This window comes from Alteromonas hispanica (genome assembly GCF_010500915.1).
In the GTDB taxonomy this organism is placed as follows: domain Bacteria; phylum Pseudomonadota; class Gammaproteobacteria; order Enterobacterales; family Alteromonadaceae; genus Alteromonas; species Alteromonas hispanica.
Map to the genome: position 1 here is coordinate 288,904 of NZ_JAAAWP010000002.1, position 20,013 is coordinate 308,916.

Genomic DNA, 20,013 nt, shown 5'->3' on the forward strand with positions numbered 1-20,013 from the left:
CGTGTTGTGTTTGGTTTACAACACGTCTACGGCAAGCTAGCTTAGGTGTTTACCTGCCATTTTCATAATCTACGCGTACACCCTTTCTTACACCCACGATAAACTTGTGCCTCTACTTACTTCTCTTTCACCCGCATGTAATGGCATAAATGTAACTATTGTTAAAATACCAATTGTTTATCGAGGAAAAATAATGAAATTTGCAACGTATAAAAACGAAAGCCGAGATGGAATCTTGATGTTGGTATCACGAGATTTAGCAAGGGCCTGCGAAGTTAGCGACATTGCACCTACAATGCAACATGCACTCGATAATTGGCAAGAGGTTGCTCCGCAACTGCAAAGCCGCTACGAGCAATTAAACGACAATGTTGGCGATAGTGTTTCTTTCGACACGAGCCGATGTGAGTCTCCACTACCCAGAGCATACCAATGGGCAGACGGCAGCGCCTATGTTAATCATGTTGAATTGGTGAGAAAAGCTCGCGGTGCTGAAATGCCAGAAAGCTTTTGGACCGATCCACTGATGTATCAAGGCGGTTCAGATGACTTCATTGGCCCTAATGACGATATCATTTTGCCCAGTGACGAGTGGGGAATCGACTTTGAAGGTGAGGTGGCCGTTGTTACTGATGATGTACCAATGGCGTGCACACCTGAGCAGGGCGCCGAGCGCATCCGTTTAATCATGTTAGTAAACGACGTGTCTCTTCGTGGACTTATTCCAGGCGAGTTAGCGAAAGGATTTGGCTTTTTTCAATCTAAACCTGCTTCTAGCTTCTCCCCGGTAGCCGTGACACCAGATGAATTAGGTGATGCCTGGCAAGACAGTAAAGTGCATTTACCGCTGCGTTCTATTTATAACGGCGAGTTGTTTGGCAAGCCTGAAGCTGGCCAAGACATGACGTTTAACTTCGGTCAGCTCGTTTCCCATGCAGCTAAAAGTCGCAATTTAGGTGCCGGTGCAATTATCGGTTCAGGTACGGTGTCGAACAAACAGGGAACAGAACATGGTTCAGCTATCTCGGAGGGCGGCGTAGGTTATTCCTGCATTGCTGAGGTGAGAATGATTGAGACAATTCGAGACGGCAAACCGTCAACCCCATTTATGCAGTTTGGCGACCGTATTCGCATGGAAATGCTCGACAAAGATGGCGTTAGCATTTTTGGTGCTATCGAACAGCAAGTTAAGCCGTTGCGCTAAAATTTAATGCTATTTTCAACCCTGTTTAATGTATGGGAGCAACAGTGAGATGAGTATTAAACTGTATGGCTATTGGCGCTCTACGGCAACGTATAGAGTTCGAATCGCACTTAATTTGAAAGGCGTAGAATACGAATACGTGCCGGTTCATTTAGTGGCTAACGGCGGTGAGCAGCACAGTATGGATTATGCGCGCCTAAACCCTGCTGAACTTGTGCCTACACTGGTCGATGAAGACGAAGATATCATTTTAAACCAATCGCTTTCTATCGTTGAGTATTTAGACGAGCGGTTTGACAGCGAGCATCAACTCATACCAGAGCACAAAAATGAGCGAGCTCGGGTACGGGCCCTCGCGCAAGATATTGCCTGCGACATCCAGCCTGTAGGTAATTTACGTGTATTAAACGCACTTAAAGGAAGCTTTGATGCAAGCCAAGACGATGTGGCAACGTGGGCGGCCCACTGGATTACATTAGGCTTTGATGCTATTGAAAAGCGACTTCAAACCCAAGCAGGGAAGTACTGCTTCGATTTCAACGTTACTATGGCTGATATTTGCCTGGTGCCGCAAGTTTACAATGCAAAGCGCTTTAATGTTGATATGAACCACTATCCGCTTATCAGCAAAATTGCAGATAATTGCAACGAATTAGATGCGTTTGAAAAGGCAAAACCAGAAAACCAAGTGGATGCTACGTGAACGTTGTTGTCGAAGTGAAGTAAAAAGAAGCTTGTTTTAAAGCAAATAGTCGAAACGACATTCAATTTTAAGGGGCCTACGATTATGTGGCCCCTTCTTTATTTGTATATCTACTGACGCTTAATCGGCAGTTCTGTCGTGTTCTTCACCTGTTTAAGCGCGAACGTGGAGCTTAAATGATCAACCAAAGGTAAGTGAGTCAATTTGGTTTTTAGTAAAAATTCATACTCTTCAATGCTCTCAACAATGACTTTCAGCAAATAATCTTTCTCTCCGCTGGTCGTATGGCATTCGACAATTTCGTCGATGTTTTGTACCGCAGTTTCAAAGTCTGTCAGCGAGTCGCCATCGTGATTCTTTAGTGTGACGTAGATAAAAACCGACACGCCTAAATTTAACTTTTTACTGTTGAGTAAGGTGACTTTACCTAAGATGATACCGTCGGCTTCCATCCGTTTTACGCGGCGCCAACATGGTGTGTGAGAAAGTCCTACTTGTTGACTTAAATCAGCCATAGAAACTGTGGCATCTTGTTGTAGGACGCGCAAAATTTCACGGTCAAACTTATCTAATTTCATAACAGCTATTTCCATCATTCTTATGATAGCTATTATATAGTAAAAAAAATTATAGGATAGCTGTCCTAGTAAAATAGTATTCATTTCCTTTGTCTTTCGGTTTACAAAAACCATGTAAGAAACTCGCAACGCTTGTCCTCAGAGTCTTCGGCTAGACTAGAGCGAATAATCGGCAAATAAAAAATAGGGAATGTATGTCAGTCTTCGATCACTCAGAATTCGATAATCATGAGCACGTGGCTTTCTATCACGATGAGAAAGCGGGGCTTAGTGCAATAATTGCTATTCATAATACTAACCTTGGACCAGCGCTTGGCGGGTGCCGTATGTGGCCGTATGTAAATAGTAGCGAAGCGCTGACTGATGTGTTGCGATTATCAAAGGGCATGACATACAAGGCAGCACTGGCAAATCTTGAACTCGGGGGGGGTAAGTCAGTTATTATTGGCGACCCTAGAAAAGCCAAAACACCTGAAATGATGCGAGCAATGGGTAAGTTTGTTGATTCGTTAGGCGGCAAATACTTTACTGCGGAAGACTCGGGTATTGCGGTAACCGATTTGCAAATCATGGCAGAAGAATCTGACTATATCGCTGGTGTTAGCGCAAAGTATCACTACGCTGGAGAAGAGGCGAATGGCAATCCAGCACCATCGACGGCATACGGCGTTTTTGTTGGGCTTAAAGCGTCAGTAGAGTTCGGTTTAAAGCGCAGCTTAGATGGTGTATCTGTTGCTATTCAAGGAATGGGACACGTTGGCTACAGACTAGCCAAGCACCTTTACGAGGAAGGCGCGAAACTTTACGTTGCTGACATCTTCCCTGAAGGTCTAGAAAAAGCCGAAAAAGAGCTAGGTGCTACAGTAGTTGCCCCAGAAGACATACTAAGCCTTGATGTAGATGTACTTGCACCTTGCGCATTAGGGGCGGCGATAAACGACCAGACGTTGCCAGATATCAAAGCGAAAGTCATTGCAGGCGCGGCAAATAATCAGCTAGCCAGAGAAGAGATGGGTGAGCTGCTAAGCCAGCGAGGCATTCTGTATGCGCCTGATTATGTTATTAACGCTGGTGGCGTTATTGATATTTTCCATCAGCGCATGGAATCTAGCTCGAATGAAGCATTGCGTGCACACATTGAACAAATTGGCGACACGCTTAAAGAAATATATGTTCGCGCCAAAAAAGAAAATACAGCCACCAACCGCATTGCAAATGTAATAGCGGAAGAGAGATTTTCTAATAAGGCTTGAAACTTAGCATTCAAATAGTCATAATGCGCCCCGCAATTAGGAGGGCGCAAGCGACTCGCTAATTGCAGTTTTCTATGGTGGGCTTTTGGTCCTCCCGCAATGATACTCTGTGAACTCGGTCAGGCCTGGAAGGGAGCAGCCGCAGCAGACGACTCATGTGCCGGGATGTGGCTGGAGGCCTGCCACCCAAACTCCTCACATAATTACAACTAGTCTGCTTGTTCTTCTTTTTGTGACTCGCTTCTTTCAGCGTCATGTTCGGCATCATTCAAAAACCGCAGCGCTTTGCTTATGGCATACTCCACGTTCATTTCCATTTGTTTCCGTTCGCTCTGAGGCAGGTAAAATGCCATGTCTACTTCAAACCTAATATAGCGGGGTGGCACTTGATTCAGTGCCAAACAGCACAAGTCTGCAAGATAGTCTGCCGACTTTGATTTATCCAATCCTAACTTTGCTATTCGCTCCAAAACCAAATGTTCGTAATAGTTATGAATATCATCATCAAGTTTCATTAAATTTACCTCTCATCCGTTGGGTAACCGCCACTCGCTGCGGTTCAGCAAAAAATTTGATAGCGCGCTTAAATGTATGCATATCGCTCAAATTGCACACTTTTTTCTACAGTCGTTTACGTTACTCAATACACAGTGCCCTGTCACTATTAAGGTATAGCTTGTATTCTATATAAGTCGAATACGCCACAATGAAAAATAAATAAAGGGAAAATTTAATAGAAAGAAAAGCGAAAATAAGTGGCAAGGTTTAGATAAAACGGCTTCGCGTATATCAGTACCCAGACAGAGACAAACATTATGAAAAAGAATATAGAGCCCTGCTATTACGGTGACTACTTACAGTTAGACAAAATCCTCGGCGCACAAAAACTACAAAGTGAAAAGTATTCAGATGCAGCGCACGAGGAAATGCTATTTATTATTGTGCATCAAGTTTATGAGTTGTGGTTTAAACAAATTCTACACGAACTAAACGCCACAATTGATACGTTCAACCAAGAGGTAGTGAAAGACCAGCAGCTCACTCAGGTTGTGTATCGCCTGCAGCGAGTGATTACCATTCAGCGATTAATGAATGATCAAATTGCGGTAATGGAAACCATGACGCCACAGCAGTTTCTTTCATTTAGAGATTATTTGGTGCCTGCCTCTGGTTTCCAAAGCATTCAATTCAAGCGGTTGGAAATTTCGCTTGGGTTAAAGCGAGAGTTTCGCGTCGATTTTGATAAGCAGAGTTTTTATAGTCGCCTAACAGATGACGACAGAGCATTGCTTGAAGGCTTAGAGAAAAAGCCTAGCCTATTCGATTTGGTCGATAAATGGCTATCAAGAATGCCATTACTAAAAACCGATGATTTCGACTTTTGGGAGTATTATAAAAAAGCCACCGCAGAAATGCTTACCGATGACCACGACACAATATCTACAAACGACACTCTCTCAACTGCAGATAAGCGTCAAGAGCTGAAAGATTGGCAGTCTACCAAAGAAAACTTTGATGCACTGTTCGACCATGAAAAGTTCGAAAAGCTGCGCAAAGAAGACAAATTTAGGCTTAGCCACGAAGCCTTATTGTCAGCCTTATTTATAAAGCAGTATTCTGAAGAGCCAGTATTCAATCTACCTTTTCAACTTATTACAGCATTAACTGAAATTGATGAACAGCTAACCATCTGGCGTTATCGGCACGCCATGATGGTACAACGAATGTTAGGAACCAAAATTGGTACCGGTGGGTCTTCTGGTCATCACTATTTAAAACGCACTACTGAGTCTAATCGTATATTTCTCGATTTTTTCAACATGGCTACTTTTTTGTTGCCAAAATCGGCCTTGCCTGAGTTACCGAATGCCATAAAACGAAAGCTTGGATTTTACTTAAATTCGATAAGCTAAGACTCAAGCGTCGACTTTTTTGACTGTAAAAAGCTTTTTCTCGTTTTCGATAACGCTGCTTTATGGCTACTTTTTATACTTTAGTATAAAAAGCAACCATACATTAAGAAAAATGTAATAAAAAAGTGTTTTGTACGCAAGGCTTTACAATTCGTGACTTTTTTCAAAAAAAAATTGAACTTTTCAGCATACACTTGTACCACTGCGTATTGACCCCCTGACATTTTTTGTATTAAGTAGGGAAAGGGCGCAAGCCTTAACAAAAATATTCGCAAAAGCGAAAAACAACACACAAATAAAAATACTAGGTCCAGGGAGACTTACATGTTTAAAAATTCTAAGTTGGCTACGTCAGTCAAATTAGCTTGCGTATTTGGTTCTGCACTCGCAGTATCAGCAAGTAATCTTGCATTGGCACAAGAAGTCACTAACGACGACGCAACTGCTGAAGAAGCGGTTGAAAAAATCACGGTTACGGGTTCTCGTCTTCGCCGCGTTGAAGTGAGTGAAAGCGCTCCAATTTTCTCTTTTGGTAATGAAGATATACAGGTGCGAGGTTTTACAAACGCTGCTGATCTTTTAAACCAATCTCCACTTTTTGGTGGTTCATTGACTCCAGAAGGCGATCAGGCCGCGGCAAACGCTGGTCAAAACCAGGCTAACATCTTCGACTTAGGTACACAGCGTACGCTAACGTTAGTGAACGGCCGTCGTATGGTTAGTTCTCAATCTGCTTCAATTGGCGGTGGTCAGGTAGATATCAACACTATTCCTGTTGCCCTTATCGACCGCATTGAAGTTGTTCCACTAACCGGTGCTGCAACTTACGGTGCGGATGCTATCGGTGGTACTGTTAACGTAATTCTCAAAGACGATTACGAAGGTTTCGAAGTCACCGCTCAATATGGTGACAACGATGCGGGTAACGCAAGAGAGTTCCAGTTTAGTATGGTTGGCGGCGGAAACTTCGACGATGGACGTGGTAACATCACGTTTGGTGCCGAGTATACGCGTACCGATGGTCTTCTAGAGTGTGAGCAAGATTTCCTTTGTAACAACAACCCAGGTTCTGGCGGTACTACAAATGAATTTTTAGACCGCAACGGAGACGGTGCAATTGACGACGTTAATGGCGACGGTGTAATTGATGATGCCGATCTACAGTCTGTTTCTTTGTTCTATGATGAAGTAAACCTTCAGCTGTTCACAGATTTCGGTGCTGTTACACCGGCCTTTGCTGGTTTTGCGCCTAGTGTGGGTAGTGGTGCTTGGCCAGATGGCAATTTCTATGAGTTTACTCAAGACGGACAAATTCAGCAGTGTAACGCCGGACCTCGTCTTCCTTCGGGCCGTGCGTTGCTTGAAACCTATGACGATGGCCGTGGAAATATTTGTAGCATCGATTTCTTCGACAGCGTAAGCCAAATTCGCTCGCCCACTAGCCGTCACAACTTATACGCGTCATTTAACTATGACTTACTTGATAACCTGCGCTTCAAAAGCGATGTGGTTTATGCAAACACAAGTGGCACAGAGCTAGTAAACCAAGGTGGTTTCCAAACAGGTTTCTTCGGCGGTACTTCTGCTGCCATCACATTGCCAACATCAAACCCATTCTTGTCACCACAGGCGTTATCTGCAATGCAAGATGCAGGTCTTGAAGGCGATCAGTTCTCTGTACACCGCTTCAACAATGACTTGGTTTCATTAGGTGGTAACTCTAATGAAACGCACACATGGCGTATCAGTAATATCTTTGAAGGTGAATTCGAAGCTCTAGACAGAGATTTTTACTGGGATGTGTCTGTTGTACACGGTCGTTCTGACGTTAATATCAGAACAACGGGTATCGTTGATGGACGTTTCCTAAACGCTGTTGATGCACGAAGTGTTGATGACGAAATGCTAGAGACTATCCGTCAAGAACGCGGCCTAGATACTCTTGATGATGCACTATTAGCGCTTCAAAATGCACGTTCCGCTTTCACTGGTGGTTTCCAACGCGGCGATATCATTTGTGGTGCTTATGCAGATCTAGCTGCAGGAACACTTGAAGGATTTAATTCACGTGCTTCAGGTTCTGGTTTGACAGATGAAGATTTACCGTTCCTAGATGGTTGTCAACCTCTAAACCTGTTTGGCTCTCAGGCATCACCTGAGTCGCTTGACTTCATTACCGGCGGTTCGCAAATGTCTCAAGCGAGTAACATGCAAACTGTTTATACTGCCAACTTAGGTGGTACAGCGTTTGAACTACCTGCTGGTCCTCTTGACTTCGTAGTTGGTGTTGAGCGTCGTATTGAGAAAAGTGAATACGAGCCAGCAGTTGGCGGAAGAGTACCTATCACACGTAGTGCTATCGACCGTCCTGTAAACGGCGGCTACGACACTAACGAGTGGTATGTAGAATTCGTAGCACCTGTTATCTCATCTGATATGGATATTCCGTTTGTTCAATACTTTGAGCTAAGCGGCGCGTATCGTAATCAAGAGTTCAACACAAGTGCGCCAGCTGGTTTCCAAGACCGTACAACCGAAGAAGACGTTGTACAAGCGAGCTTGAAGTGGTTGGTTAATGACGAAGTATCATTACGAGCCACATATGCAACTGCATTCCGTAACCCGTCTATCAACGAGTTGTTCCAGCCTTTACAACAAGCGTTTATCTCTGGTGACGATCCTTGTGATGCGCGTTATGTTGGCTTAGGTCCTAACCCTTCTGCACGTAAAGCAAACTGTGAATCATTAGGTATCGATACTGACACCTTCACATCAAGCATTTCAGATGGAACAATTTCAACAGGTTACGTGTCTGGTAACCCAGAGCTTGGCGCTGAAACCAGTACGTCATACACTTATGGCCTAGCTTGGACACCTGAGTATGTTGAAAATCTTCAAATTGGTTTAGATTATTATAACCTTGAAATTGAAGGTGCTATTAACGACGTAACGTTTGAAACACTAGCGGCTAACTGTTACGACTCGCCAGATTTCCCTAATGAGCCGGCGTGTGACACCTTTACTCGTGGTGATGATTTCCAAGTTATTCGTGCTGGTAACCGTCCTGCAAACGTTGCGTTAGCAACATTTGAAGCTGTTTCATTGTCTATTTTCTATAGCTATGATTTAGGTGAATACGGTCAGTTAAGATTCCAGTCTGCGACTCAACATAACATCACTAATGAGAACCAAGCGACAGCGACGTCAGAAGTTCAAGAAGACGTGGGTGATTTCGCAGATCCTAAGTGGACTGGTACGTTCGACATCAACTGGTTCTATGAAGATTGGTTCGTGAGTCACCGTGTTCGCTGGCAGAATGAAACACTTATTGACGCGCTAGAGCAGCAGTTGTATTCATACAACTATGAGCGTCAAGAAGATGGTTCACTAACTGGTAACTTCACTAACGAGAACTCGTCACGTTTCCTACACGACTTGAGCATCGGATACACAGCAGGTACGTCTACTACAATTCAGTTAAACATACAGAATTTACTAGACAGAACTGCTGACGACCTTAGTGCAACGTCGTTCGGATTCAATCAGTTCGGTTTAGACGAACGTTTAGGCCGTCGATTCAGCCTACGTGTTAACCATAAGTTTTAAGTAAAAAAGCTTAGTACTCTTCAATAAACATATTGCGGAGTATGAAAAGTAAACAAAGCCGCTCTTTTTCGAAGGGCGGCTTTTTATTTTTTCACTTTTGCGAAAAAATTTAATAAATTGCGTAAGATGTTAAATGCTATGAGTTTTTGTAAACCACGTATTTAAATTTGTACAAATAATGCAAAAATATGAAAAAAAATTGAACTTTTCTTCTGTTTCGATATGCATGCTGTGTTGACCCCTCACTCTTGTTGTGGGTATTATCCCGACCGAGGTTTTCACCTTAACTATAATAAATCGTTCTAAACGACTCATAACTACCTAAAAGTCGGGTAGCCCAGGGAGACATACATGTTTAAAAAATCAAAAATCGCCACTTCTGTTAAGTTGGCGGGAGCGCTAAGCTTCGCTGCTGCGGCCAGCATTAGTGCACCAGTTTTCGCACAAGAAGACGCACAAATCGACGAAAAGAGTGTAGAAAAAGTTCAGGTTGTTGGTTCGCGTATCCGTAAAGTTGACTTCGTAAGTAACGCGCCAGTAGCTACTGTTGGTATCGAACAGTTCGAACTAACTAACTCGGTAAACACTGAAGCACTTCTTAACACACTACCTCAAACTATCCCGGGCCTTGATCGTTCATCGAACAACCCAGGTGGCGGTATCGCTACTGTTGACCTTCGTGGTTTAGGTACAAATAGAACATTGGTTCTAATCGATGGTATCCGCGCTGTACCTAGTACTTCAGGTGGTACGGTTGATATCAACACTATTCCAGCTGCACTAATCGAGAATGTTGAAGTTCTTACTGGTGGTGCATCAGCGGTATATGGTTCTGACGCGGTAGCGGGTGTTGTTAACTTCGCACTTAAAAAGAACTTTGAAGGCGTAGACTTCAACACAAGTTTTGAAACTACTGAAGAAGGCGATGCTGAAATTTGGAACGGCTCATTAACGCTTGGCGGAAACTTCGCTGATGACCGTGGTAACGTTGTTGTAAGCATGCAGTACACTGAGCGTTCAGCTCTTTTTGCTGACTCTCGTGCAATATCAAGCGTGGCGCTAGATGATGCAACAGACGAAAATGGTAATCTTTTCCTTGAACCATTTGGTTCATCAGGCGTTCCTGCAACGTCTATCTTTACAACTCTTCCTGACAATTTCGGCGGTGCTGCAATCTTTAACCAAGATGGCTCAATTCGCCCATTTGTACGCAGTGGTCAAGAAAACGATTTTTACAACTTTGCTCCAGTGAACTACCTTCAGTTACCACAGCAACGTCATAACATTACTGCAATGGGTCACTTTGAAGTGAGTGATACAGCTGAGCTTTATATGCGCGGTAGTTTCGCAAACAGTGATGTTCCACAGCAACTTGCTGCGACGCCTATTTTCCAAACGTCTACGTTTACACTAGACGGCAACCCTTTCATCGACCCAAGTGCTCAGCAAATCTTGTCTGACGCGGTAGGTGGTGACGTTGACACCGATGGTGATGGTATTGCAGATACGGGTCGTGCATTTTTACGTCGTCGTCTTCTAGAAGTTGGCCCACGTATTGTTGAAGATGACAATACCATGTTCTCAATGCTAGGTGGACTTCGTGGTTCGTTCGGCGATTCAGCGTGGACTTATGACGCATACTTCCAAACTGGCCGTGTAAACCAAAACTCTATCCAACTTGGTAACGTAAACCGCGGTCGTTTCGACCAAGCGCTTCTTTTAGCCACTGATGAAAATGGCGATGTTATCCTAGATGCAAATGGTAACCCTAGCTGTGCTGATCCAGGTGCAAATGGTTCACTAGTAGGTTGTGCGCCTATGAACCTATTCGGTGAAGGTAACATTTCTGACCAAGCGGCTGACTTCCTTCGTACACGTGTTAACTCTACGTCAGAGTACGAGCAGAAGCTTTATGGCTTTAACATCAGCGGCGACACCATGGATTTCTTCGAACTTCCAGGTGGTCCAGTTGGTTTAGCGTTTGGTTTCGAGCGTCGTGAAGAGAGCTTCTCTTTTGACCCGTCTCAAGACTTAGCAGCAGGGACGATTGCAGGCTTTAACGGTTCTGCTCCAGTATCTGGTGAGTTTGACGTAAACGAATACTTCATTGAAGCATACGTACCGCTTGTAGAAGGTCTTGAGTTTGCCGAACTTATCGATTTAGAACTTGCTTACCGTTATGCTGACTGGTCTACAGTAGGCGGCGTAGACGCATTTAAAGTTGCCGGTTCTTGGACAGTAAACGACGTAGTTCGTGTTCGTTCAAGCTTTAACCGTGCAGTACGTGCGCCAAACATTGGTGAATTGTTCTCTCCTCAGAACGAAGGCTTCCCGCCTGCTGAAGATCCATGTTCTTCGCAAGCTACTAACCAATCAGCTGCGGTAAGTGCAATTTGTACAGCCACTGGTGTTCCAGCAGATGCGTTGTTTACACCGACGTTAGATGCTGTTTCTGGACAGACTCGCCAAGTAAGTGGTGGTAACCCTAATCTTCAAGAAGAATCTGCTGATACTATGTCACTTGGTTTAGTTCTTACACCTATGGACGACCTCAACGTATCAATCGATTACTTCGATATTGAAATTGAAGACGCGGTATTCGGCTTTGGAGGTGGTACTAATAACGTGCTACAAACATGCTATGACCCAGAGAATGAGCTAGGCGGAATTGGTTCTGCATTCTGTGACGTGGTAAACCGTCGCCCAGATGGTTCAATTGATTTCGTAGAAATCTTAAGCCAGAACGTTGGTTCAATTAAGCTTACTGGTTTTGACGTTGTTGCCGATTATGCTGCGGAAGTCGCTGGTGGTAACATGCGTGTTAATTACCTTGCTACTTACACAACTGAAAGTTCTTTCCAGTCATTCGCAGGTTCTGAAGTTGTTGATTGTGCTGGTACGTTCGGTAATACCTGTGGCGAGCCTACTCCAGAATACGTACATCGTATGACGGTTAGCTGGGGCATGGATGACTTCGATGCACAGCTATTATGGCGCTTTATCGGCGCCACTGAAGATGATGACGCAGACGAAGTATACTTCCAAGAAGACACTGGCTCATTCAGCTACTTCGACCTTTCTGGTACTTACCACTTAGGCGAAAACTATCGTTTGAATGCTGGTATTCGTAACCTGTTCGACCGTGAAGCGCCTCGCTTCGGTGGTAACGCTGAACAGTCTAATACGTACCCAGCAACTTACGACGTGTTCGGAAGAACTTACTTCGTAGGTATCACTGCTAGCTTCTAAACTTAGATGTTAGATAAAAAGGTGGGCATTCATGCCCACCTTTTTTTTTACGTAAAAAGGTAAATGATGAACTCCATAGATGAATGGAACTGCTATTGGAAAAATCCAGTACAGTCTGACGCCCTGTTTACAGATGCTAATGGCAAAGCAATAAGTGACTTCGTGGTTTTTTGGGATACTCTTTTGGGCAATAGAGAAAACGAGCAAAATGTTTTGGACATAGCCTGTGGCTCTGGTGCATTGTTCAACAGCGTTTCTAATCTAAGTCAAAGTCATTTGGCGGGGTTAGATTGCAGTGAGCATGCTCTTAAACTTTTTTCTCAACGTTTTCCAAAAGCCCGTACAATAATAAACACATCTCTTGAACTACCTCATAAGGTTGTAGAAGCTTTTGACCTTCTCGTTAGTCAATTTGGCGTCGAGTACCTTGGAGTCAATACTATTGGTAGATTACCTAGTCAACTCAAGCAAGGCGCAGAATTTGTTGGCCTTTGTCATTACAAAGGTGGACATATTGAAAGTCGATATGCACTGGAGCGAAAAGCAATCACGCTTCTATCAGAATTAAATGCAGTGCAAGAGGCGAAAGAAATAGTGGATAGATTATTCTCTAGAGACGACTTGAGTACAGATAGTAGTGCTGATAATTTGAAAAATAACTTCTTCAAAACCCTCGAGGCACACAAAGAGCATTGGAATGCTGGTACGCTGCATTTTGTTCAGGGAATTTACCAATTACTTACCCACTATAAGCAGTACAACAAAACAGATATATTAGCTTGGATAGAGGGAATGGCAGATCAACTTGAGGTTGCCCGTCAGCGGGTTACTGCTATTTGTGATGTCGCACTTTCAGAGCAAGATATTGGAGAGATTATACGTTTATCAAACTGCAAACCTTCCGATTGGGTTGCTCGTCCTTTTCATATGGCTAATAGCAAGCTTCCTGTAGCCTGGGAGCTCAGATACAAAAAAGTGTAATACTATGTATGATCTTCAGACTACGCTCAGCCTTCACCAGCAGGGTAAAATAGACCTTGCCGCAAAAAGTTATCGTGCACTACTTGCGAAAAATCCCAACGATATTAATGTCAATTTTCTTTACGGCAAATTACTCAACGACACACAACAATTCGAAACTGCAAAAGCACTTCTTAATAAAGCTTTCTCAGCCTTGCCTGATAATAAGAATATTCTTTTTGAGTTCGCCAAATGTTTGCTATCGCTAGGAGACGCAAGGCAGGTGATTTCTGTTATCGGCAGTCGGTACAAAGAGTCTGTCGACTTATCCAAGCTTCTGCTACAAGCTCAGCACCGAGTTGGCACAAAAGAGCAGCTAAAAGAGCGTTATAAGCATTTACTAGCAACTTGGAGTAATTCACCAAGAATAATGATGCAAATGGCTCAGCTAAGCGATGAAGACGGCGATTTAAATATGGCTGACCAAATATATAGCCAAATACTCAACATTGAGCCTGATAATGTCCTTGCTCTGCACAATTTAGCGACAGTTAAAAGACGCCTAGAGATGCCGAGTGACGCCCTTCTGCTTTTAAACAAAGCACAGCAACTAGGGCTAGATTCGTTCCAACTCTTCCACAACATGGGTAATGCATACTCTGATCTAAACAAAATAGACAAAGCTGTGGCTGCGTATTTAAAAACAATTTCGATAAATCCTAATTACATGGAGAGCTATAAAAACCTTGTAGCACTTTATGCAGAGTCGGGGAATATAGGCAAGGGAATTAGTCTTTACGAGAACGCATTGTCAAACATTAATTATTCAGCCAATGCCATATCTCAAAACACTTTTCAAAAAGAGTTAGTTGTTGAATTAATAAAAGCTTACACCCGAGTCGGGAAAACAGAAAGGGCAACAACACTTATAAATGACTATTTTGCAGACGAAGACGTCGATGAAGAGGTGATATTAGCGAAAGCTAAGTTGCACGATATGAATGGAGAGTTAACAAGAGCCTTCAATGTGCTGGCGTCTTCTCAGTCAACTCCCGTTATTTTGCAGCGTGCGGAATATGCATTGCGTAGCAACAATGTGTCTTTTGTATTTGAGAACATGCCGAAACTCGCTCTCAACAAAGATTCAGCTGTGCTAGCAAAAGCCTATCTTACAATTGCTGAGCGAATGAGTGGCGTAAATGGTCATCGGCAAACCTACTGCCAATATGAAGAGCTGGTTAAATCATATCAATTACCAGAAAACATTCACGACAATGGTGTTGTGCCGTTCTGCAAACAATTAGCAGAATTTCTCTCTGCGCAGCATACTGCTAAATTAGCTCCCTTACAGCAAACGCTAAATGGTGGCACGCAGACACGGGGTAACATATTTGGTCAAACGGACAACGCATTACTTTTAAAATTGAAAAAGTTTTGTGAGCACTCAATTAGCGAGTATTTAAGCAAGCTTTCAGCGTTTGAATCTCCACATCAGTACCTACCCAATGCGACAAAGGATTTTAAGTTTATTGGTGCTTGGTCGGTTAATTTGAGTAATCAGGGGTATCACACTAACCATGTGCACCCAGAGGGTAACTTAAGTGCGGTGTTTTATGTTGATATACCCGACGATCTTGATATCGAAAAAGAAGAAGGGCATCTAATTTTTGGTAAGCCCAATTTTAAACTACCGCTAGCTCTTCCTCATGAATATTCAGTTGCACCTCAAGTAGGTAAGCTGGTCATTTTTCCTTCCTATTTTTGGCATGGCACTATTCCATTTCATTCATCTGGTAGGCGTCTGACCATAGCCTTCGATGTTTCACCAACTTATAAATAACTAACGACACATATCGAGTAAAAAATGAATTTTCCATTTAATGAAAAAATTAATTTGAATGACTTCAAAGAGCCCTTTCTTACTGATCAAAAACTTCGTGTTTGCGACATTTTGTCTTTTGAAGAAGCAGCTCACTTATACCAAGCGTTGAGTGAAAATGTGACTTTCGATACTGCTATGGCGGTTGATGGCAAAAATATAGTGGTCTCTGCTGAAGAGTGGAAAGCGTTGAAGGACGAACAAAGAAAGCAAATCTATTTTAGTCTCATGGAAAATGCGGCGAAAGGAAATGGCTTTTCTTACGGGCGGCGCTACATTACTGAAAATGAGGCTAATACAGTACTCAACAACTTCTTTTCAGCGTTAAATAGCGAAAGGGTATTGAGCGCTATGAGTGAAATGACTGGGGTGGGAGATTTGAATTATGCCAGTATGCAGGCTACGCGGTTTGTACCTGGCCAATTTCTTACTCGTCACAAAGATGTGGTGGAACAAGAAGGAAGAAAATTAGCTTACGTATTTAACTTGTCGCCAGAATGGCATCCAGACTGGGGCGGATTGCTGCAATTCTTTAATGAAGATGGTACTACCACTGAAAGTTGGACTCCGAATTTTAATACCCTAAGCTTATTCACAGTAGAAAATATTCACAGTGTAACTTATCTCACACCGTTTGCTAAAAAACCACGATATGCTCTTACAGGCTGGTTTGGTAAACGATAACGCAACAAATTTAAAATAGAAAACGTGTGAAACTTTAAATGGGTAAGTAACAAAACCAAAGTACGAAGTTGTGCTTTCTGGGGTGTCTGTTTTTTGTTCAGGCAACGCCCCATTTCCTTGCTAGCCGTGCAGTGTTGCTTGACTAACCCTTACATTCCATGTGAGTATAATAGGTTCGTGGTACTGGTTAGCACCACAGGTACCACATTTTTGAAACAACATTGTAAAAATTTAATACGCCCCTTGCCCGAATATTTTCCTATCGGCGAGGATTCAAATAAGAAATTTGGTTGGGAACTATGTCCAAAATGAGCAAGAGAACTCTTATTGCTTCTACTGTTATGGGTGCATTCGCACTAACAGGTAGCGCAGTCTCTGCAGATACGCTTGAAGATCTTCACAGAGAAGAAGCGAAAATTCATGCGGCTGCGGCGAAATCGCAAGAAAAAATCAACACGTTGTTTGAACAATCTCAAGAGCTACTTGTAGAGTATCGTCAAACAGTAGATCAGACAGAAAACCTAAAAGTCTACAATGATTATCTAGCTAGCCTTGTTGCTGACCAGCAGCGCGGCATCGATTCTTTGCAGCGTCAAATTGACAGCATCGAAGAAACTAAGCAGGGCATTGTTCCGCTTATGTTCCGTATGATCGACAGTCTAGAGAAGTTCATCAAACTAGACCGTCCTATTCACCTTGAAGAGCGTCTTCAGCGTGTAGAACGTCTACGTGACCTTATGGCTAACTCTAACGTTACTGTTTCTGAGCAGTTCCGTCAGGTTCTTGAAGCATACTTAGTTGAAGTTGAATACGGCACTAAGATCAATTCTTACCAAGGTACGATTGATGATGCAGGTACAGAAGTTACTGTTGACTTCTTTAACCTAGGCCGTGCAGCACTAGTAGCGCTTTCACTAGACCAAACTCACGCGTGGGTATGGAATAACGAGAGCCGCACATGGGAAAAACTTGGTGATGAATATCTTTCATCAGTTGTTGATGCAGTTAAGATGGCTAACAACGTCATTCCTGCAGATCTAATCAAACTACCAATTAGTGCAGCGGAGTAATTGTTAATGAAACCAGTATTCAAATCTCTTTTAGCCGCTGCAACAGTTGCAGTTGCGGCAACCGGAGCACAGGCTCAGGAAGCAAAGAGCCTTAAGGATCTGTTAGACCAGGTCCAGCAAAATCGTGTATCTGAAGCACGTCTAGACAAACAGCGTGAGGCGGAGTTCCAATCTGCTCGTGCTGATAAGCAGGCGCTTTTAAGAAAAGCACAAAGCGAACTTAAAGCCGAAGAAGATCGTGGCGATCGTCTACAGCAGCAATTTTCTGATAACGAAGTAACGTTGAACGAAAAGGCAGCTGAATTAGACCAAGCAACAGGTACTCTTGGCGAAATGTTCGGTGTTGTTCGTCAAGCATCTTCTGAAGCTTACGGTCGTATCTCTACATCAATTGTTAGTGCTCAGTTTGAAGGCCGCGGTGAATTCCTAGCAGCAATGTCTGAAGACTCTAAAGGCCTTCCTAACATTCAAGAACTAGAAGACCTATGGTTTGCACTTCAAAAAGAAATGACTGAAGGCGGTGACGTTGTTAAGTTCACTACTGAAGTAGTAAACCTAGACGGTGGTTCATCACAGCAAGAAATCGTTCGTATCGGTACGTTTAACCTAATCGGTGAAGACGGTTACTTGGCATACGATCCTGAAGCAGAAGTTGTACAGCCTCTTGGCCGTCAGCCTGATGCGCACTTTGTAGCGTCTGCTAATGACCTAATTGATGCAACGTCTGGTCTTGTACCTTTCTATGCTGACCCTTCACAAGGTGCAATTCTTGGCCTATTGAAGCAAAAAGCAACTATGTCAGAGCGTTACCACGCAGGTGGCCCAGTTGGTTATACCATCACGCTAATGCTAGCTATTGGTCTATTGATTGGTGTGTATAAACTGATCACGCTTACTATTGTTGGCGGCAAAATGCGCTCACAGCTTAAGAATGTAAGCAACCCTTCTGAAGGCAACCCTCTTGGTCGTATTCTGAAAGTATACAAAGAGAACAAAAATGCCGATGCAGAAAACTTAGAGCTTAAACTTGATGAAGCAATTCTTCGTGAACTTCCACGTATCGAAAGCGGCATTAACGTAATTAAGATCTTCGCAGCAATTGCACCATTACTTGGTCTACTTGGTACAGTACTTGGTATGATTGAGACGTTCCAAACCATCACATTATTCGGTACTGGTGACCCACGTATGATGGCAGGAAGTATCTCAATGGCTCTTGTAACTACTGCTCAGGGTATTATTGCGGCACTTCCGCTAATTCTTACTCACAGCATCGTAGCTTCTCGCAGCAAGTCAATCATCCACATTCTTGATGAGCAAACAGCGGGCATCGTTGCTGCTCATACAGAGTCGGAGAAGGCGTAATATGAATTACCTGATTGGATTATTCGAATCGGTCAGGGACTTTATCGCTACCGGCGGTGACGTACTTTACTTCGTTGCTGCCGCGCTCTTTCTCATGTGGGTTTTAATGATTGAGCGTTATTGGTATTTAACCTCTGTTTTTCCAAAGGTGAAGAAAGACATCATCGCTAAATGGGATGCACGAGCTGATACCACTTCATGGTATGCGCATAGAATCCGTGACGCGTGGATTTCTCAAGCGTCAGACGACCTAACCGCAAGAATGCTGATAATACGCACCATCATTGCAATGTGTCCTCTTATTGGACTACTTGGAACGGTAACCGGAATGATCAGCGTTTTCGAGACAATGGCCACACAAGGAACCAGTAATGCACGTCTTATGGCTGCTGGTATCTCTATGGCTACAATCCCAACTATGGCGGGAATGGTAGCAGCGCTATCTGGACTGTTCATCAGTTCACGTCTTGAAGCGAAAGTGAAGCTGGCAAGAGAAGGGCTAGTTGATAGCCTGCCACATCATTAGAGAGAGAGATTATGGCTCGAAAAGTCAGAACCGAGGAAGAAGATGCACAGATAGACATGACTCCCATGTTGGATATTGTCTTCATCATGCTTATCTTCTTTATCGTTACCACTGTTTTCGTTAAAGAAGCAGGGATTGAAGTTAACAAGCCAGATGCGAGCCAGGCGGTTCTTCACAAAAACGCCAACATTTTTATCGCCGTAACTGAAGATGGAAACGTTTGGTTAGATAAACGTGAAGTAGCGCCGGACAGCGTAAGAGCGAATATTGAAAGACTGCTTACCGAGCAGCCAACTGACTACGTAATCATCCAAGCTGATGTTAAAGCAAAGCATGGTTTAGTAGTTGAGATAATGGATCAGGTTAAAGCCGCTGGCGTTAACCGAGTCTCGGTAGCGGCAAGGGGATAAGATGTTACGTATAATTGTATCTATATTATTAGGTGCTGGTGTTGCATTTGCCCTATTCGTTCTAATGGCTAAGTTGATTGAAAACTCATCTAGGCCTGCAGACGAAGTGCCGCCTGCGCCAGTGATCGATATTGTGATGCAGGAACCAGACGACCAGACGCAAACGCGTCAACGTGTTCCGCCTCCACCTCCGCCTCCACCGCCTCAGCCTCCAAAAATGGAGCAAGTTGAGCCGGAAGCTGCGGAACCTGACACAGACGGATTTAGCCTAGCTATTCCAGCTGTAGACACAGGTGGTGTTGGTGTAAACATTGGTGGCGTTGGTGCAATGCAGCGCGATGGTGAAGCAACGCCTATCGTTCGTATCGATCCTAAGTATCCACCTCAAGCGGCGCGTGATGGCCGTGAAGGTTGGGTTAGGTTGTCGTTCACTATCAACGAAGTTGGTGGTGTTGATGATATCGAAGTTATCGAAGCTGAACCAAAGCGTATTTTCGACCGCGAGGCACGCCGTGCCCTTCGCAAATGGAAATACAAGCCTAAGATTGTTGATGGCAAAGCTGTTAAACAAACTGGTATGTTCGTACAACTAGACTTCAAACTGGAGCAATGA

Annotated in this window: 16 protein-coding genes and 1 other RNA gene; 15 read left to right on the forward strand and 2 right to left on the reverse strand. The window is 43.6% G+C overall.

From position 1 onward, the window contains the following. Positions 1-193 precede the first annotated feature (193 nt). Positions 194-1,204, forward strand: a complete 1,011-nt coding sequence (locus GTW09_RS04240) for a fumarylacetoacetate hydrolase family protein (RefSeq protein WP_163110349.1) — start codon at positions 194-196, stop codon at positions 1,202-1,204. 49 nt (positions 1,205-1,253) lie between these two features. Beyond that, positions 1,254-1,907, forward strand: a complete 654-nt coding sequence (gene maiA, locus GTW09_RS04245; RefSeq protein ID WP_163110351.1) for a maleylacetoacetate isomerase — start codon at positions 1,254-1,256, stop codon at positions 1,905-1,907. A gap of 110 nt (positions 1,908-2,017) precedes the next feature. Here the strand turns inward: maiA and GTW09_RS04250 are convergent, their stop codons facing one another. Beyond that, on the reverse strand, positions 2,018-2,485 hold the full coding sequence (locus GTW09_RS04250; RefSeq protein WP_032094572.1) for an Lrp/AsnC family transcriptional regulator: 468 nt from the start codon (positions 2,483-2,485) through the stop codon (positions 2,018-2,020). Between the two features lie 194 nt (positions 2,486-2,679). Here GTW09_RS04250 and GTW09_RS04255 point away from each other — a divergent pair, with 194 nt between their 5' ends. After that, positions 2,680-3,738, forward strand: a complete 1,059-nt coding sequence (locus GTW09_RS04255; RefSeq protein ID WP_163110353.1) for a Glu/Leu/Phe/Val dehydrogenase — start codon at positions 2,680-2,682, stop codon at positions 3,736-3,738. Between the two features lie 83 nt (positions 3,739-3,821). After that, positions 3,822-3,918, forward strand: an RNA gene (gene ffs, locus GTW09_RS04260) — signal recognition particle sRNA small type. A gap of 29 nt (positions 3,919-3,947) precedes the next feature. Here ffs and GTW09_RS04265 read toward each other — a convergent pair. Further along, on the reverse strand, positions 3,948-4,253 hold the full coding sequence (locus tag GTW09_RS04265; protein WP_071979610.1) for a late competence development ComFB family protein: 306 nt from the start codon (positions 4,251-4,253) through the stop codon (positions 3,948-3,950). A gap of 300 nt (positions 4,254-4,553) precedes the next feature. On the opposite strand from GTW09_RS04265, the gene GTW09_RS04270 reads away from it, so the two are divergent. The 11 genes from GTW09_RS04270 to GTW09_RS04320 all read left to right on the forward strand — a co-directional run bounded on the left by GTW09_RS04270 (position 4,554) and on the right by GTW09_RS04320 (position 20,013). Beyond that, positions 4,554-5,651 (forward strand): tryptophan 2,3-dioxygenase family protein, encoded by a 1,098-nt coding sequence (locus tag GTW09_RS04270; protein ID WP_163110355.1) that lies wholly within the window; start codon positions 4,554-4,556, stop codon positions 5,649-5,651. Between the two features lie 324 nt (positions 5,652-5,975). Then, positions 5,976-9,257: a TonB-dependent receptor domain-containing protein gene (locus GTW09_RS04275; protein ID WP_163110357.1), complete on the forward strand. Its 3,282-nt coding sequence runs from the start codon at positions 5,976-5,978 to the stop codon at positions 9,255-9,257. A gap of 351 nt (positions 9,258-9,608) precedes the next feature. Further along, positions 9,609-12,506: a TonB-dependent receptor domain-containing protein gene (locus tag GTW09_RS04280; protein WP_163110359.1), complete on the forward strand. Its 2,898-nt coding sequence runs from the start codon at positions 9,609-9,611 to the stop codon at positions 12,504-12,506. A 66-nt stretch (positions 12,507-12,572) separates the two neighbouring features. Next, the gene (locus GTW09_RS04285; RefSeq protein WP_163110361.1) at positions 12,573-13,487 is read left to right on the forward strand and encodes a class I SAM-dependent methyltransferase; all 915 of its coding nucleotides are present in this window, start codon (positions 12,573-12,575) and stop codon (positions 13,485-13,487) included. A gap of 4 nt (positions 13,488-13,491) precedes the next feature. Beyond that, positions 13,492-15,306, forward strand: a complete 1,815-nt coding sequence (locus tag GTW09_RS04290) for a putative 2OG-Fe(II) oxygenase (protein WP_163110363.1) — start codon at positions 13,492-13,494, stop codon at positions 15,304-15,306. Between the two features lie 24 nt (positions 15,307-15,330). After that, positions 15,331-16,029 carry a 2OG-Fe(II) oxygenase gene (locus GTW09_RS04295; RefSeq protein ID WP_163110365.1) on the forward strand — a complete coding sequence of 233 codons (699 nt, stop codon included), beginning with the start codon at positions 15,331-15,333 and terminating at the stop codon, positions 16,027-16,029. Positions 16,030-16,337: 308 nt separating this feature from the next. Beyond that, positions 16,338-17,099 carry a DUF3450 domain-containing protein gene (locus GTW09_RS04300; RefSeq protein WP_071979608.1) on the forward strand — a complete coding sequence of 254 codons (762 nt, stop codon included), beginning with the start codon at positions 16,338-16,340 and terminating at the stop codon, positions 17,097-17,099. 6 nt (positions 17,100-17,105) lie between these two features. Continuing rightward, complete coding sequence (locus GTW09_RS04305) at positions 17,106-18,464, forward strand: MotA/TolQ/ExbB proton channel family protein (RefSeq protein ID WP_163110367.1); 1,359 nt, start codon at positions 17,106-17,108, stop codon at positions 18,462-18,464. Position 18,465: 1 nt separating this feature from the next. Then, a complete protein-coding gene (locus GTW09_RS04310; protein WP_071979606.1) occupies positions 18,466-18,990 on the forward strand; it encodes a MotA/TolQ/ExbB proton channel family protein in 525 nt (174 codons plus the stop codon). A gap of 11 nt (positions 18,991-19,001) precedes the next feature. Beyond that, positions 19,002-19,400: an ExbD/TolR family protein gene (locus tag GTW09_RS04315; RefSeq protein ID WP_163110369.1), complete on the forward strand. Its 399-nt coding sequence runs from the start codon at positions 19,002-19,004 to the stop codon at positions 19,398-19,400. Between the two features lies 1 nt (position 19,401). Further along, positions 19,402-20,013, forward strand: coding sequence for an energy transducer TonB (locus tag GTW09_RS04320; protein WP_071979604.1), 612 nt, complete (start codon positions 19,402-19,404; stop codon positions 20,011-20,013).

Bases quoted from the DNA above. Each gene is read 5' to 3' on its own strand.
- GTW09_RS04240 (WP_163110349.1), top strand. From the start codon at position 194: ATGAAATTTGCAACGTATAAAAACGAAAGCCGAGATGGAATCTTGATG.
- maiA (WP_163110351.1), top strand. From the start codon at position 1,254: ATGAGTATTAAACTGTATGGCTATTGGCGCTCTACGGCAACGTATAGA.
- GTW09_RS04250 (WP_032094572.1), bottom strand. From the start codon at position 2,485: ATGAAATTAGATAAGTTTGACCGTGAAATTTTGCGCGTCCTACAACAA.
- GTW09_RS04255 (WP_163110353.1), top strand. From the start codon at position 2,680: ATGTCAGTCTTCGATCACTCAGAATTCGATAATCATGAGCACGTGGCT.
- GTW09_RS04265 (WP_071979610.1), bottom strand. From the start codon at position 4,253: ATGAAACTTGATGATGATATTCATAACTATTACGAACATTTGGTTTTG.
- GTW09_RS04270 (WP_163110355.1), top strand. From the start codon at position 4,554: ATGAAAAAGAATATAGAGCCCTGCTATTACGGTGACTACTTACAGTTA.
- GTW09_RS04275 (WP_163110357.1), top strand. From the start codon at position 5,976: ATGTTTAAAAATTCTAAGTTGGCTACGTCAGTCAAATTAGCTTGCGTA.
- GTW09_RS04280 (WP_163110359.1), top strand. From the start codon at position 9,609: ATGTTTAAAAAATCAAAAATCGCCACTTCTGTTAAGTTGGCGGGAGCG.
- GTW09_RS04285 (WP_163110361.1), top strand. From the start codon at position 12,573: ATGAACTCCATAGATGAATGGAACTGCTATTGGAAAAATCCAGTACAG.
- GTW09_RS04290 (WP_163110363.1), top strand. From the start codon at position 13,492: ATGTATGATCTTCAGACTACGCTCAGCCTTCACCAGCAGGGTAAAATA.
- GTW09_RS04295 (WP_163110365.1), top strand. From the start codon at position 15,331: ATGAATTTTCCATTTAATGAAAAAATTAATTTGAATGACTTCAAAGAG.
- GTW09_RS04300 (WP_071979608.1), top strand. From the start codon at position 16,338: ATGAGCAAGAGAACTCTTATTGCTTCTACTGTTATGGGTGCATTCGCA.
- GTW09_RS04305 (WP_163110367.1), top strand. From the start codon at position 17,106: ATGAAACCAGTATTCAAATCTCTTTTAGCCGCTGCAACAGTTGCAGTT.
- GTW09_RS04310 (WP_071979606.1), top strand. From the start codon at position 18,466: ATGAATTACCTGATTGGATTATTCGAATCGGTCAGGGACTTTATCGCT.
- GTW09_RS04315 (WP_163110369.1), top strand. From the start codon at position 19,002: ATGGCTCGAAAAGTCAGAACCGAGGAAGAAGATGCACAGATAGACATG.
- GTW09_RS04320 (WP_071979604.1), top strand. From the start codon at position 19,402: ATGTTACGTATAATTGTATCTATATTATTAGGTGCTGGTGTTGCATTT.